This is a genomic window from Citrobacter sp. Marseille-Q6884 (assembly GCF_945906775.1).
Taxonomy (GTDB): domain Bacteria; phylum Pseudomonadota; class Gammaproteobacteria; order Enterobacterales; family Enterobacteriaceae; genus Citrobacter.
On sequence record NZ_CAMDRE010000002.1, the window covers coordinates 117,816 to 132,695 of the forward strand.

Annotated in this window: 9 protein-coding genes, 1 tRNA gene, 2 rRNA genes and 1 other annotated feature; of the genes, 8 read left to right on the forward strand and 4 right to left on the reverse strand. The window is 51.9% G+C overall.

The features are described 5' to 3' along the window. Positions 1 to 8 precede the first annotated feature (8 nt). A complete protein-coding gene (aroF, locus tag N7268_RS15600) occupies positions 9 to 1,079 on the forward strand; it encodes a 3-deoxy-7-phosphoheptulonate synthase (protein WP_198906345.1) in 1,071 nt (356 codons plus the stop codon). A 10-nt stretch (positions 1,080 to 1,089) separates the two neighbouring features. Beyond that, complete coding sequence (tyrA, locus tag N7268_RS15605) at positions 1,090 to 2,211, forward strand: bifunctional chorismate mutase/prephenate dehydrogenase (protein WP_045446352.1); 1,122 nt, start codon at positions 1,090 to 1,092, stop codon at positions 2,209 to 2,211. A gap of 43 nt (positions 2,212 to 2,254) precedes the next feature. Here tyrA and pheA read toward each other — a convergent pair whose 3' ends face one another. From pheA to bamD, 4 genes are all read right to left on the reverse strand, one after another. After that, positions 2,255 to 3,415 carry a bifunctional chorismate mutase/prephenate dehydratase gene (gene pheA / locus N7268_RS15610; RefSeq protein ID WP_260863630.1) on the reverse strand — a complete coding sequence of 387 codons (1,161 nt, stop codon included), beginning with the start codon at positions 3,413 to 3,415 and terminating at the stop codon, positions 2,255 to 2,257. Between the two features lie 22 nt (positions 3,416 to 3,437). Further along, positions 3,438 to 3,563 (reverse strand) — a sequence feature (Phe leader region). Then, positions 3,515 to 3,562, reverse strand: a complete 48-nt coding sequence (pheL, locus tag N7268_RS15615; RefSeq protein ID WP_100250063.1) for a pheA operon leader peptide PheL — start codon at positions 3,560 to 3,562, stop codon at positions 3,515 to 3,517. It overlaps the preceding feature by 48 nt. Positions 3,564 to 3,665: 102 nt before the next feature. Next, on the reverse strand, positions 3,666 to 4,004 hold the full coding sequence (gene raiA / locus N7268_RS15620) for a ribosome-associated translation inhibitor RaiA (protein WP_005130418.1): 339 nt from the start codon (positions 4,002 to 4,004) through the stop codon (positions 3,666 to 3,668). 273 nt (positions 4,005 to 4,277) lie between these two features. Continuing rightward, complete coding sequence (gene bamD, locus N7268_RS15625; protein ID WP_198906347.1) at positions 4,278 to 5,015, reverse strand: outer membrane protein assembly factor BamD; 738 nt, start codon at positions 5,013 to 5,015, stop codon at positions 4,278 to 4,280. Between the two features lie 131 nt (positions 5,016 to 5,146). Here bamD and rluD point away from each other — a divergent pair, with 131 nt between their 5' ends. The 6 genes from rluD to N7268_RS15655 all read left to right on the forward strand — a co-directional run bounded on the left by rluD (position 5,147) and on the right by N7268_RS15655 (position 14,837). Next, positions 5,147 to 6,127, forward strand: a complete 981-nt coding sequence (gene rluD, locus N7268_RS15630) for a 23S rRNA pseudouridine(1911/1915/1917) synthase RluD (protein ID WP_260863631.1) — start codon at positions 5,147 to 5,149, stop codon at positions 6,125 to 6,127. Beyond that, complete coding sequence (gene yfiH, locus N7268_RS15635; protein WP_260863632.1) at positions 6,124 to 6,855, forward strand: purine nucleoside phosphorylase YfiH; 732 nt, start codon at positions 6,124 to 6,126, stop codon at positions 6,853 to 6,855. The genes rluD and yfiH overlap by 4 nt, the downstream gene beginning before the upstream one ends. A 129-nt stretch (positions 6,856 to 6,984) precedes the next feature. Then, positions 6,985 to 9,558, forward strand: a complete 2,574-nt coding sequence (clpB, locus tag N7268_RS15640) for an ATP-dependent chaperone ClpB (protein WP_260863633.1) — start codon at positions 6,985 to 6,987, stop codon at positions 9,556 to 9,558. Positions 9,559 to 10,007: 449 nt separating this feature from the next. Further along, a 16S ribosomal RNA gene (locus N7268_RS15645) occupies positions 10,008 to 11,549 on the forward strand. Between the two features lie 85 nt (positions 11,550 to 11,634). After that, positions 11,635 to 11,710: transfer RNA gene (locus N7268_RS15650), tRNA-Glu, on the forward strand. Between the two features lie 221 nt (positions 11,711 to 11,931). After that, positions 11,932 to 14,837: ribosomal RNA gene (locus tag N7268_RS15655) — 23S ribosomal RNA — on the forward strand. Together the 16S and 23S rRNA genes with 1 tRNA gene alongside form the textbook arrangement of a ribosomal RNA operon. Positions 14,838 to 14,880 lie beyond the last annotated feature (43 nt).

Genomic DNA, 14,880 nt, shown 5'->3' on the forward strand with positions numbered 1-14,880 from the left:
TCACCATCATGCAAAAAGACGCGCTGAACAACGTACATATTACAGACGAACAGGTTCTGATGACCCCAGAGCAACTTAAAGCGGAATTCCCGTTGAGTCTTGCGCAGGAAGCGCAAATTGCCCAATCACGTAAAACCATTTCTGACATTATTGCGGGGCGCGATCCGCGTCTGCTGGTGGTGTGTGGCCCATGCTCAATTCACGATCCTGAAACTGCTCTGGAATACGCTCGTCGATTTAAATCCCTTGCCGAAGAGGTCAGCGATAGCCTCTATCTGGTGATGCGCGTCTATTTTGAAAAACCCCGTACCACCGTTGGCTGGAAAGGGTTGATCAACGATCCTCACATGGATGGCTCTTTTGATGTCGAAGCAGGTCTGAAAATTGCGCGTCAGCTGCTGCTTGAACTGGTGAATATGGGTCTGCCGCTGGCAACAGAAGCGTTAGATCCAAACAGCCCGCAATACCTGGGCGATCTGTTTAGTTGGTCAGCGATCGGCGCGCGTACGACGGAATCGCAGACGCACCGTGAAATGGCTTCCGGTTTGTCGATGCCTGTTGGCTTCAAAAACGGCACTGATGGCAGCCTGGCGACAGCCATTAACGCCATGCGTGCAGCGGCACAGTCACACCGTTTTGTGGGTATTAACCAGGCAGGGCAGGTTGCGCTGTTGCAAACTCAGGGCAACCCGGATGGACATGTGATTCTTCGCGGCGGTAAAGCGCCGAACTACAGCCCGGCAGACGTCGCACAGTGCGAAAAAGAGATGGAACAGGCGGGACTCCGTCCATCACTGATGGTAGATTGCAGTCATGGTAACTCCAATAAAGATTACCGTCGTCAGCCTGCCGTGGCCGAGTCAGTGGTTGCACAAATCAAAGATGGCAACCGTTCAATCATCGGTTTGATGATTGAAAGTAATATTCACGAAGGCAATCAGTCTTCCGAGCAGCCACGCAGTGAAATGAAATACGGCGTGTCCGTAACAGACGCCTGCATTAGCTGGGAAATGACGGATGCATTGCTACGTGAGATTAGTAAAGATTTAAACGGCCAGCTGTCGGCGCGTGTAGCATAAGAGGTTGGTTATGGTTGCTGAATTGACCGCATTGCGCGATCAAATTGATGAAGTGGATAAGGCGCTGCTGGATTTACTGGCACGCCGCCTGGAGCTGGTTGCCGAAGTTGGTGAGGTGAAAAGCCGCTTTGGGTTACCTATCTACGTGCCGGAGCGGGAGGCATCTATGCTGGCTTCCCGTCGCGCGGAAGCCGAAGCGCTCGGGGTGCCGCCAGATCTGATTGAAGATGTATTGCGTCGTGTTATGCGCGAATCCTACTCCAGTGAGAATGACAAAGGCTTTAAAACGCTCTGTCCTTCTTTGCGACCGGTAGTGATCGTCGGTGGCGGTGGGCAGATGGGACGGTTGTTCGAAAAGATGCTCACGCTGTCCGGTTATCAGGTGCGCATTCTCGAACAGCAGGATTGGGATCGCGCGCAGGAAATCGTTGCTGATGCCGGCATGGTGATCGTCAGCGTACCGATCCACGTCACTGAGCAGGTCATCGCAAAGTTACCGCGTTTACCTGCCGACTGTATTCTGGTCGATCTGGCTTCGGTAAAAAACGGCCCGCTTCAGGCGATGCTGGCGGCGCACGACGGTCCGGTCGTTGGGTTACACCCGATGTTTGGCCCGGACAGCGGCAGCCTGGCAAAGCAGGTAGTTGTGTGGTGTGACGGACGTCAGCCGGAAGCGTATCAATGGTTCCTGGAACAAATTCAGGTCTGGGGCGCGAGGCTGCACCGGATTAGCGCGGTTGAGCACGACCAGAATATGGCGTTTATTCAGGCGCTGCGTCACTTTGCGACATTCGCTTACGGGCTGCATCTGGCAGAAGAGAATGTTCAACTGGAACAGTTGCTGGCGCTCTCTTCGCCGATCTACCGTCTTGAACTGGCGATGGTCGGGCGTCTGTTTGCCCAGGATCCGCAGCTCTATGCCGACATTATTATGTCGTCCGAGAGTAACCTTGCGCTGATCAAACGTTATTACAAACGTTTTGGCGAGGCGATTGGTTTACTGGAGCAGGGGGACAAACAGGCCTTTATCGACAGTTTCCGTAAGGTGGAGCACTGGTTTGGCGATTATGCGAAACGCTTCCAGAGTGAAAGCCGTACGCTGTTGCGCCAGGCTAACGACAGCCGCCAATAAGTCACATGCCGGATGGCGTAACGCCCTCCGGCATTGTCACACGTCAGCTCGGATCGACCGGCACCACGTTCTCACTGGGGTAGCAGCCCAGCACTTTCATCGAACGCGTAATCTCACCCAATTCCTTCAATGCTTTTTGCATCTCAGGTGATTCCAGGTTGGCCTGGATATCAAGATAAAACATCTCTTCCCATGGGTTGCCATGGATCGGGCGTGACTCCAGTTTAGTCATAATCAGATTATGGTTACGCAGGACCAGCAGCGCCTCTACTAATGCGCCTGCCTGTTGTCCGGTGGCCATCAGCAGCGTGGTTTTCGCCGGAACCTGGTCGGAAACATTGATTGCCTTACGGGCAAGCACTACAAAGCGGGTAATGTTTAGCGTCTGATTGGCTTCAATATGTTCGAGAACCTGCAAACCATGCAGTACGCCGCCCGCTTCACTGCCCAGAGCCGCTACGCGCGGGGAGTTAGCCTGCGCGACCTTCTCCATTGCAGCTGAGGTGCTCTCGGTATACTCAATTTTCCAGTGTGGATAGCGGTTCAGGAATTTGCTGCACTGCTGGAAGGGCTGGGGATGGCTATATACCGTTTCAATGCTGTCCAGATCGGTGGTTCCTGACACCAGTACACAGTGGTCGATGGTAATGGTCATCTCCCCGACGATAGAAAGACTGGTGTGTTGCAGCAGGTCGTAAACGTCGTTAATTGCACCGGAACTGGTATTTTCAATCGGCACGACGGCGTAGTCGGCCTGGCCGGTTTCAACCTGATTAAATATATCGGCAAATTTCGCGCACCCGCTTTCAATAAATTGCTCAAAATGGCGTGCGGCGTACTGACGTGCGGCGAGGTGAGAATATGAGCCTTTAGGCCCCAGGAAGGCAACGCGGGCAGAGTGCGGGTTGATCTTGTTCAGATGTTGCTGAAGGAGCGCCTGCTGGGTGAGAACGGAGTCTTCGATAATGAGCTGGAACAGTCGGGTAATGTAGTGCGCATCCAGATGATGCGTTTTACCCAACTGAATCAGTCTGTCCAGCAGGTCGCGTTCACGGTCGATATCGCGTACCGGACGATGAGAAAGCAGCTTAGCTTTACCCACTTCGACGGCCAGCCCACGTCGCTCGGCCAACAAAGCCAGTAATTTTTCATCCAGCGTGCTGATCTTTTCGCGCAGCGCCAGTAACGGATTTTCCGATGTCATAGTGTTGCCTTTCTTGTTATCAATAAAAAAGGCCCCCCGTTGTGGGAGGCCTTATTGTTCGTCTTCGCATTCTTTATCACACGACGAAACGCCTCCCATTCAGGGGAAGGTAAAAAAGAATGCGAAGAAGAACGGGACAAGTTTCATGTAATTTTCCTTTGGCTACCTCAGTAAAGTACCCGTACTGTTTTCACCCTGTCAACAAAAAACGCGCCCGAAGGCGCGTTGGCGATACACTCAATGTAAGGGACTACTCTTCTTCTGCTTCGACGAAGTTGGCGTCTTTTACTGAAGTTGTTGCACGACGGGCTTCGCCTTTGTGCTGCACTTTATTGAGCTGCCGTTCCAGCTTGTTGATCAAATCGTTAATTGCGGTGTACATATCTTCGTGTTTTGCACTGGCAACCAGATGTCCGTTCGGTGTGTTGATGGTGGCATCAGCAATGAAACCCTGTGGCTCCTTAGACAGAATGATATGTGGATTAATCAGATGAGTTTGCCATTTATCCAGTTTGGCGAGACGGTCTGCGACATGCTGGCGAATTGCCGGAGTAATTTCCATTTGTTTACTGGTAATGTTCATTGTCATAAATTTTACCTCTTGTCTTTCCCGTCTTGGTGATTCCAGCATACCGTTCTTAATGTCAAAATGTGTGATGTAAATCACATTATTCTGTCGCTTTTTGTCAAGAAAACCTTTTTGTGAGGCACCGCAGGAACAGGCGATATTTAACTTGAGGAATACCGGAAAGCAGGCCATATTTGATGGGATGCGTTGCAGCTAAACCGCTTCAGTTGCGGCGTCAACGGATAAAAAAACGGCAGCCAGAGGGCTGCCGTTTTGCATTCTGTCTGATAGCAATCAGGTATTGCTGTTGTTGGCGGCAATAATTTTCGCCACTTTTTCCGCCTGTGCATTCATCTGCATCTGGCGATAGGCGTTTTCCATCAACGGCAGAGCATTACGCGTTGCTTCTGTGTCCGGGAAGTCACGCAGCATACCTTCTACACGGTTCACGACAGCAACCCATGCGCCACGAGCAGTGTAGTATTCCGCGACGGAGTACTCATACTTCGCCAGGCGATTCTTCAGGAATACCAGACGCTTGGTGGCATCCGTCGTGTACTGACTGTTTGGATATCCACGCACCAGTTTGGAAAAGTCATTAAACGCAGCTCGGGCGTGCTGTGGATCGCGATCGCTGCGATCAACACCAAAGAATCCTTGCAGTGCGCTGTCATCCAACGCCATATTGGTCAGGCCACGCATATACATGACATAATCAATGTTAGGATGAGTCGGGTTCAGACGAATAAAACGATCGATGGCAGCCTGAGCAAGTGGCAGATCGGCGTTTTTGTAGTAGGCGTAGATGAGATCTAATTGCACCTGCTGAGAATACGGTCCAAATGGATAGCGGTTATCCAACGCTTCCAATTGCGTTATTGCCTGTTTCCAGTTACCGTCCTGCAGCTTTTGCTGAGCAGTCGCGTAGATTTCATTTGGCGGATTATCGGGCACCTCTTCCTTTGAACCAGAGCAACCCGCCAAAAACAGGCTCAACGTGGCTGCTGCCACCAGATATTTCATGCGCGTCATGACGTTTTGACTTTCCTCAAAATGTTTTACGGGAGATTCTCTGTTCCTGCTCCCGGTTAAGACCAGCTACAATAGCACACTATATTAAACGGCAAAGCCGTAAAACCCAACGTTAAACAAAGAAGCAGTTTATGGCACAACGAGTAGAACTCACCGCAACAGTCTTTGAAAATCAGCTCGGTCAACGCTTAGATCAGGCTTTGGCCGAATTGTTCCCTGATTATTCGCGTTCACGCATAAAAGAATGGATCCTCGACCAGCGCGTGCTGGTAAATGGTCAACTTTGCGATAAACCGAAAGAAAAAGTGTTGGGCGGAGAGCGTGTCTCCATCAATGCTGAAATTGATGAAGAAATACGTTTTGAAGCTCAGGATATCCCGCTGGATATCGTATACGAAGATGACGATATTCTTGTCATCAACAAGCCTCGTGACCTCGTAGTGCATCCAGGTGCGGGTAATCCTGATGGCACGGTTCTGAATGCGTTACTGCATTACTACCCGCCAATCGCGGATGTTCCTCGTGCCGGTATTGTGCATCGTCTGGATAAAGACACCACGGGGTTGATGGTTGTGGCAAAAACGGTGCCAGCGCAAACGCGTCTGGTGGAGTCGTTACAGTTACGTGAAATCACCCGCGAATATGAAGCAGTGGCGATTGGTCATATGACCGCAGGAGGGACGGTTGAGGAGCCGATTAGCCGTCATCCGACCAAACGTACTCACATGGCCGTGCACCCAATGGGTAAACCGGCGGTGACGCATTACCGCATCATGGAACACTTCCGTGTGCACACGCGTCTGCGGCTGCGTCTGGAAACCGGACGTACGCACCAGATCCGCGTGCACATGGCGCATATCACCCATCCGCTGGTGGGTGATCAGGTCTACGGCGGCCGTCCGCGCCCACCGAAAGGCGCTTCAGACGCGTTTATTTCTACACTGCGTAAGTTCGATCGCCAGGCTCTGCACGCAACGATGCTGCGTCTGTATCATCCAATCTCCGGTATTGAAATGGAATGGCATGCACCGATTCCGCAAGATATGGTTGAGTTGATTGAAGTTATGCGCGCTGATTTCGAAGAGCATAAGGATGATATTGCCTGGCTATGAGTAAGCTAATTGTCCCGCAGTGGCCCCTGCCGAAAGGCGTCGCGGCCTGCAGTTCTACGCGTATTGGCGGTGTGAGTCTGCCGCCTTATGATTCTCTGAATCTGGGAGCGCATTGTGGCGATAACCCGGAGCACGTTGAAGAGAACCGCAAGCGGCTATTTGCTGCGGGCAACTTACCGTCGAAACCCGTCTGGCTCGAGCAGGTGCACGGTAAGGACGTCCTGAAACTCAGCGGTGGACCTTACCTGTCTAAACGTGCGGATGCGTCCTGGAGCAATACACCCGGTACTGTGTGTGCGGTGATGACCGCAGACTGTCTGCCCGTCCTTTTTTGTAATCGTGCGGGAACCGAAGTCGCAGCTGCTCATGCGGGCTGGCGCGGGTTATGTGAAGGCGTACTGGAAGAAACGGTGGCGTGCTTTACCGATAAGCCTGAAAACATTATTGCCTGGTTAGGTCCGGCAATTGGCCCGAGCGCGTTTGAAGTTGGCGCGGAAGTCCGCGAAGCCTTCATGGCAAAAGATCCGCAAGCGGACAGCGCTTTTACACCGCGCGGTGTAAAATACCTGGCCAACATCTATCAGCTTGCACGTCAGCGTCTGGCCAATCTCGGGGTTACTGACATTTACGGTGGTGACCGTTGCACCTTCAGCGAAAGTGAGACTTTCTTCTCTTATCGCCGCGACAATACCACGGGTCGTATGGCAAGTTTTATTTGGCTGATATAACCTAAAGAATCAAGACGATCCGGTACGTGTAATTTTCTTTTCACATAATTCAGGTCATTCACCTTGAATAATTGAGGGATGACCTCATTTAATCTCCAGTAGCAATTTTGACCTGTTATGGGAGGAGTTATGCGTCTGGATCGTCTTACTAATAAATTCCAGCTTGCTCTTGCCGATGCCCAGTCACTCGCATTGGGGCACGACAACCAATTCATCGAACCACTTCACTTAATGAGCGCCTTGCTGAATCAGGAAGGGGGATCGGTTCGTCCTTTGTTAACGTCCGCTGGCATTAATGCTGGCCAGTTACGCACGGCTATTGATCAGGCATTGAGCCGTTTACCGCAGGTCGAAGGTACCGGCGGTGATGTGCAGCCTTCTCAGGAGCTGGTACGTGTTCTGAACCTTTGCGACAAGCTGGCGCAAAAGCGTGGGGACAACTTTATTTCGTCAGAACTGTTCGTTCTGGCAGCGCTTGAGTCGCGCGGTACGCTGACCGATTTATTAAAATCAGCGGGGGCGACCACCGCCAATATCACTCAGGCAATTGAACAGATGCGTGGAGGTGAAAGCGTGAATGACCAGGGGGCTGAAGACCAACGTCAGGCCTTGAAAAAATATACCGTTGATCTGACTGAGCGTGCCGAACAGGGCAAGCTCGATCCGGTTATTGGCCGTGATGAAGAAATCCGCCGTACCATTCAGGTGCTGCAACGCCGTACTAAAAACAACCCGGTATTGATTGGTGAGCCGGGTGTCGGTAAGACAGCTATCGTTGAAGGATTGGCTCAGCGAATCATTAACGGTGAAGTACCGGAAGGTTTAAAAGGTCGTCGCGTACTGGCGCTGGATATGGGCGCGCTGGTGGCCGGGGCGAAATATCGCGGTGAATTTGAAGAACGTTTAAAAGGTGTGCTGAACGATCTTTCGAAACAGGAAGGTAATGTCATCCTGTTTATCGATGAACTGCATACCATGGTGGGCGCGGGTAAAGCCGATGGCGCAATGGACGCCGGGAACATGCTGAAACCCGCACTGGCGCGCGGGGAATTACACTGTGTCGGCGCCACAACGCTTGATGAATATCGCCAGTACATCGAAAAAGATGCGGCACTGGAGCGTCGTTTCCAGAAAGTGTTCGTGGCAGAGCCTTCAGTAGAAGATACCATCGCCATCCTGCGTGGTTTGAAAGAGCGTTATGAGCTGCACCACCACGTGCAGATTACTGACCCGGCGATTGTTGCGGCAGCGACGCTGTCTCACCGTTACATTGCTGACCGCCAGTTACCGGACAAAGCCATCGACCTGATCGATGAAGCCGCATCCAGCATTCGTATGCAGATTGACTCGAAGCCGGAAGAACTTGACCGGCTTGATCGCCGCATCATCCAGTTGAAGCTGGAGCAGCAGGCGTTAATGAAAGAGTCTGATGAGGCAAGTAAAAAACGTCTTGAGATGCTCAACGAAGAGTTGGACGACAAAGAGCGTCAGTATTCTGAGTTAGAAGAAGAGTGGAAAGCGGAGAAAGCCTCACTCTCCGGTACGCAAACCATCAAGGCTGAACTGGAGCAGGCGAAAATCGCTATCGAGCAGGCTCGCCGTGTTGGCGACCTGGCGCGAATGTCTGAGCTGCAGTACGGCAAAATTCCTGAGCTGGAAAAGCAACTGGAAGCAGCCACACAGTCCGAAGGCAAAACGATGCGTCTGTTGCGTAATAAGGTTACCGACGCGGAAATTGCCGAGGTACTGGCGCGCTGGACCGGCATTCCGGTTGCGCGCATGCTGGAAGGCGAGCGCGAAAAACTGCTGCGTATGGAACAAGAACTGCATAGCCGTGTGATTGGGCAGAATGAAGCCGTCGAGGCTGTTTCTAACGCTATTCGTCGTAGCCGTGCGGGCTTGTCTGACCCGAATCGTCCAATTGGTTCGTTCCTGTTCCTTGGACCTACCGGGGTAGGTAAAACCGAACTGTGCAAAGCGCTGGCAAACTTTATGTTCGACAGTGACGATGCCATGGTGCGTATCGATATGTCCGAGTTTATGGAGAAACACTCCGTGTCTCGTCTGGTTGGTGCGCCTCCGGGATATGTCGGCTATGAAGAGGGGGGATACCTGACGGAAGCCGTTCGTCGTCGTCCTTATTCGGTCATTTTGCTGGATGAAGTTGAAAAAGCGCATCCTGATGTGTTCAACATTTTGCTGCAGGTACTCGACGATGGCCGTCTGACTGACGGGCAGGGAAGAACCGTTGATTTCCGCAATACCGTCGTCATTATGACATCGAACCTGGGTTCCGATCTGATTCAGGAACGTTTCGGTGAGCTGGATTACAGCCACATGAAAGATCTGGTTCTGGGTGTGGTGAGTCACAACTTCCGTCCGGAGTTCATCAACCGTATCGATGAGGTTGTTGTATTCCATCCGTTGGGTGAACAGCACATCGCGTCTATTGCGCAGATCCAGTTGCAGCGTCTGTACAAACGTCTGGAAGAACGTGGTTATGAGATCCACATTTCTGACGAGGCGCTCAAATTGCTGAGTGCTAATGGTTACGATCCTGTCTACGGGGCGCGCCCATTGAAACGCGCTATTCAGCAGCAGATTGAAAACCCATTGGCGCAGCAAATCCTGTCTGGTGAGCTGATTCCGGGCAAAACGATTCGTCTGGAAGTCAATGACGATCGCATTGTGGCAGTGCAATAAGTCACAAAACGATGAAAAACGAGCCTTGCGGGGCTCGTTTTTGTTTGAAAACCAGGCAAAATCAGGCAGTAAATAGGTGGGTTGCCTGGAAAGTGAGCGGTTGATAAGTTTTTTGTATTTATAACTTGTCAGCCTGAAATAACTCCCTATAATGCGCCTCCACTGACACGGCACAACGGCACGCAAGCCGCCGGGCCAGCGGGGTTTCACAAAGAACCTCACGAAGAAAAGCGAAATTAAATGCTTGACTTCGAAGCGGGATAGCGTAATATGCACACCCCGCGCTGCTGAGAAAAAGCGAAGCGGCACTGCTCTTTAACAATTTATCAGACAATCTGTGTGGGCACTCAATGATACGGATTCTTAACGTCGCAAGACGAAAAATGAATACCAAGTCTCTGAGTGAACACGTAATTCATTACGAAGTTTAATTCACGAGCATCAAACTTAAATTGAAGAGTTTGATCATGGCTCAGATTGAACGCTGGCGGCAGGCCTAACACATGCAAGTCGAACGGTAGCACAGAGGAGCTTGCTTCTTGGGTGACGAGTGGCGGACGGGTGAGTAATGTCTGGGAAACTGCCCGATGGAGGGGGATAACTACTGGAAACGGTAGCTAATACCGCATAACGTCGCAAGACCAAAGAGGGGGACCTTCGGGCCTCTTGCCATCGGATGTGCCCAGATGGGATTAGCTAGTAGGTGGGGTAACGGCTCACCTAGGCGACGATCCCTAGCTGGTCTGAGAGGATGACCAGCCACACTGGAACTGAGACACGGTCCAGACTCCTACGGGAGGCAGCAGTGGGGAATATTGCACAATGGGCGCAAGCCTGATGCAGCCATGCCGCGTGTATGAAGAAGGCCTTCGGGTTGTAAAGTACTTTCAGCGAGGAGGAAGGTGTTGTGGTTAATAACCGCAGCAATTGACGTTACTCGCAGAAGAAGCACCGGCTAACTCCGTGCCAGCAGCCGCGGTAATACGGAGGGTGCAAGCGTTAATCGGAATTACTGGGCGTAAAGCGCACGCAGGCGGTCTGTCAAGTCGGATGTGAAATCCCCGGGCTCAACCTGGGAACTGCATTCGAAACTGGCAGGCTAGAGTCTTGTAGAGGGGGGTAGAATTCCAGGTGTAGCGGTGAAATGCGTAGAGATCTGGAGGAATACCGGTGGCGAAGGCGGCCCCCTGGACAGAGACTGACGCTCAGGTGCGAAAGCGTGGGGAGCAAACAGGATTAGATACCCTGGTAGTCCACGCTGTAAACGATGTCTATTTGGAGGTTGTGCCCTTGAGGCGTGGCTTCCGGAGCTAACGCGTTAAATAGACCGCCTGGGGAGTACGGCCGCAAGGTTAAAACTCAAATGAATTGACGGGGGCCCGCACAAGCGGTGGAGCATGTGGTTTAATTCGATGCAACGCGAAGAACCTTACCTACTCTTGACATCCAGAGAACTTAGCAGAGATGCTTTGGTGCCTTCGGGAACTCTGAGACAGGTGCTGCATGGCTGTCGTCAGCTCGTGTTGTGAAATGTTGGGTTAAGTCCCGCAACGAGCGCAACCCTTATCCTTTGTTGCCAGCGGTTAGGCCGGGAACTCAAAGGAGACTGCCAGTGATAAACTGGAGGAAGGTGGGGATGACGTCAAGTCATCATGGCCCTTACGAGTAGGGCTACACACGTGCTACAATGGCATATACAAAGAGAAGCGACCTCGCGAGAGCAAGCGGACCTCATAAAGTATGTCGTAGTCCGGATTGGAGTCTGCAACTCGACTCCATGAAGTCGGAATCGCTAGTAATCGTGGATCAGAATGCCACGGTGAATACGTTCCCGGGCCTTGTACACACCGCCCGTCACACCATGGGAGTGGGTTGCAAAAGAAGTAGGTAGCTTAACCTTCGGGAGGGCGCTTACCACTTTGTGATTCATGACTGGGGTGAAGTCGTAACAAGGTAACCGTAGGGGAACCTGCGGTTGGATCACCTCCTTACCTTAAAGAACCGTTCCTTGTAGTGTCCACACAGATTGTCTGATGAAAAGTAAATAGCAAGGCGTCTTGCGATTGAGACTTCAGTGTCCCCTTCGTCTAGAGGCCCAGGACACCGCCCTTTCACGGCGGTAACAGGGGTTCGAATCCCCTAGGGGACGCCACTTGCTGGTTTGTGTGAGTGAAAGTCGCCGGCCGTTATATCTCAAAACAGACTTGCGAGTCTTGTTTGAGATATTTGCTCTTTAAAAATCTGGATCAAGCTGAAAATTGAAACGACACACTGTGTCTGTTCTCCGTAATAAGAACAGATAAATGGTGTGTTCGAGTCTCTCAAATTTTCGCAGCACGATGATGAATCGAAAGAAACATCTTCGGGTTGTGAGGTTAAGCGACTAAGCGTACACGGTGGATGCCCTGGCAGTCAGAGGCGATGAAGGACGTGCTAATCTGCGATAAGCGTCGGTAAGGTGATATGAACCGTTATAACCGGCGATTTCCGAATGGGGAAACCCAGTGTGATTCGTCACACTATCATTACGTGAATACATAGCGTAATGAAGCGAACCGGGGGAACTGAAACATCTAAGTACCCCGAGGAAAAGAAATCAACCGAGATTCCCCCAGTAGCGGCGAGCGAACGGGGAGCAGCCCAGAGTCTGAATCAGCATGTGTGTTAGTGGAAGCGTCTGGAAAGTCGCACGATACAGGGTGAAAGTCCCGTACACAAAAGTGCATATGTTGTGAACTCGAAGAGTAGGGCGGGACACGTGGTATCCTGTCTGAATATGGGGGGACCATCCTCCAAGGCTAAATACTCCTGACTGACCGATAGTGAACCAGTACCGTGAGGGAAAGGCGAAAAGAACCCCGGCGAGGGGAGTGAAAAAGAACCTGAAACCGTGTACGTACAAGCAGTGGGAGCCTCTTTATGGGGTGACTGCGTACCTTTTGTATAATGGGTCAGCGACTTATATTCTGTAGCAAGGTTAACCGAATAGGGGAGCCGAAGGGAAACCGAGTCTTAACTGGGCGTTAAGTTGCAGGGTATAGACCCGAAACCCGGTGATCTAGCCATGGGCAGGTTGAAGGTTGGGTAACACTAACTGGAGGACCGAACCGACTAATGTTGAAAAATTAGCGGATGACTTGTGGCTGGGGGTGAAAGGCCAATCAAACCGGGAGATAGCTGGTTCTCCCCGAAAGCTATTTAGGTAGCGCCTCGTGAACTCATCTTCGGGGGTAGAGCACTGTTTCGGCTAGGGGGTCATCCCGACTTACCAACCCGATGCAAACTGCGAATACCGAAGAATGTTATCACGGGAGACACACGGCGGGTGCTAACGTCCGTCGTGAAGAGGGAAACAACCCAGACCGCCAGCTAAGGTCCCAAAGTCATGGTTAAGTGGGAAACGATGTGGGAAGGCACAGACAGCCAGGATGTTGGCTTAGAAGCAGCCATCATTTAAAGAAAGCGTAATAGCTCACTGGTCGAGTCGGCCTGCGCGGAAGATGTAACGGGGCTAAACCATGCACCGAAGCTGCGGCAGCGACACTATGTGTTGTTGGGTAGGGGAGCGTTCTGTAAGCCGTTGAAGGTGGCCTGTGAGGGTTGCTGGAGGTATCAGAAGTGCGAATGCTGACATAAGTAACGATAATGCGGGTGAAAAACCCGCACGCCGGAAGACCAAGGGTTCCTGTCCAACGTTAATCGGGGCAGGGTGAGTCGACCCCTAAGGCGAGGCCGAAAGGCGTAGTCGATGGGAAACAGGTTAATATTCCTGTACTTGGTGTTACTGCGAAGGGGGGACGGAGAAGGCTATGTCGGCCGGGCGACGGTTGTCCCGGTTTAAGCGTGTAGGTGTGTGTTCCAGGTAAATCCGGTTCACTTTAACACTGAGGCGTGATGACGAGGCACTACGGTGCTGAAGTGACAAATGCCCTGCTTCCAGGAAAAGCCTCTAAGCATCAGGTAACACGAAATCGTACCCCAAACCGACACAGGTGGTCAGGTAGAGAATACCAAGGCGCTTGAGAGAACTCGGGTGAAGGAACTAGGCAAAATGGTGCCGTAACTTCGGGAGAAGGCACGCTGATAGGTAGGTGAAGCGACTTGCTCGTGGAGCTGAAATCAGTCGAAGATACCAGCTGGCTGCAACTGTTTATTAAAAACACAGCACTGTGCAAACACGAAAGTGGACGTATACGGTGTGACGCCTGCCCGGTGCCGGAAGGTTAATTGATGGGGTTATCCGTAAGGAGAAGCTCTTGATCGAAGCCCCGGTAAACGGCGGCCGTAACTATAACGGTCCTAAGGTAGCGAAATTCCTTGTCGGGTAAGTTCCGACCTGCACGAATGGCGTAATGATGGCCAGGCTGTCTCCACCCGAGACTCAGTGAAATTGAACTCGCTGTGAAGATGCAGTGTACCCGCGGCAAGACGGAAAGACCCCGTGAACCTTTACTATAGCTTGACACTGAACACTGGTCCTTGATGTGTAGGATAGGTGGGAGGCTTTGAAGTGTGGACGCCAGTCTGCATGGAGCCGACCTTGAAATACCACCCTTTAATGGCTGGTGTTCTAACGTAGACCCGTGATCCGGGTTGCGGACAGTGTCTGGTGGGTAGTTTGACTGGGGCGGTCTCCTCCTAAAGAGTAACGGAGGAGCACGAAGGTTAGCTAATCCTGGTCGGACATCAGGAGGTTAGTGCAAAGGCATAAGCTAGCTTGACTGCGAGAGTGACGGCTCGAGCAGGTGCGAAAGCAGGTCTTAGTGATCCGGTGGTTCTGAATGGAAGGGCCATCGCTCAACGGATAAAAGGTACTCCGGGGATAACAGGCTGATACCGCCCAAGAGTTCATATCGACGGCGGTGTTTGGCACCTCGATGTCGGCTCATCACATCCTGGGGCTGAAGTAGGTCCCAAGGGTATGGCTGTTCGCCATTTAAAGTGGTACGCGAGCTGGGTTTAGAACGTCGTGAGACAGTTCGGTCCCTATCTGCCGTGGGCGCTGGAGAATTGAGGGGGGCTGCTCCTAGTACGAGAGGACCGGAGTGGACGCATCACTGGTGTTCGGGTTGTCATGCCAATGGCACTGCCCGGTAGCTAAATGCGGAAGAGATAAGTGCTGAAAGCATCTAAGCACGAAACTTGCCCCGAGATGAGTTCTCCCTGAGACTATAAGTCTCCTGAAGGAACGTTGAAGACGACGACGTTGATAGGTCGGGTGTGTAAGTGTAGCGATACATTGAGCTAACCGATACTAATGAACCGTGAGGCTTAACCTTACAACGCCGAAGCTGTTTTGGCGAAAGAGAAGACGATTTTCAG

Coding starts and splice junctions, on each gene's coding strand:
- rluD (WP_260863631.1), top strand. CDS start 5,147: ATGGCACAACGAGTAGAACTCACCGCAACAGTCTTTGAAAATCAGCTC.
- raiA (WP_005130418.1), bottom strand. CDS start 4,004: ATGACAATGAACATTACCAGTAAACAAATGGAAATTACTCCGGCAATT.
- pheA (WP_260863630.1), bottom strand. CDS start 3,415: ATGACATCGGAAAATCCGTTACTGGCGCTGCGCGAAAAGATCAGCACG.
- tyrA (WP_045446352.1), top strand. CDS start 1,090: ATGGTTGCTGAATTGACCGCATTGCGCGATCAAATTGATGAAGTGGAT.
- bamD (WP_198906347.1), bottom strand. CDS start 5,015: ATGACGCGCATGAAATATCTGGTGGCAGCAGCCACGTTGAGCCTGTTT.
- aroF (WP_198906345.1), top strand. CDS start 9: ATGCAAAAAGACGCGCTGAACAACGTACATATTACAGACGAACAGGTT.
- yfiH (WP_260863632.1), top strand. CDS start 6,124: ATGAGTAAGCTAATTGTCCCGCAGTGGCCCCTGCCGAAAGGCGTCGCG.
- clpB (WP_260863633.1), top strand. CDS start 6,985: ATGCGTCTGGATCGTCTTACTAATAAATTCCAGCTTGCTCTTGCCGAT.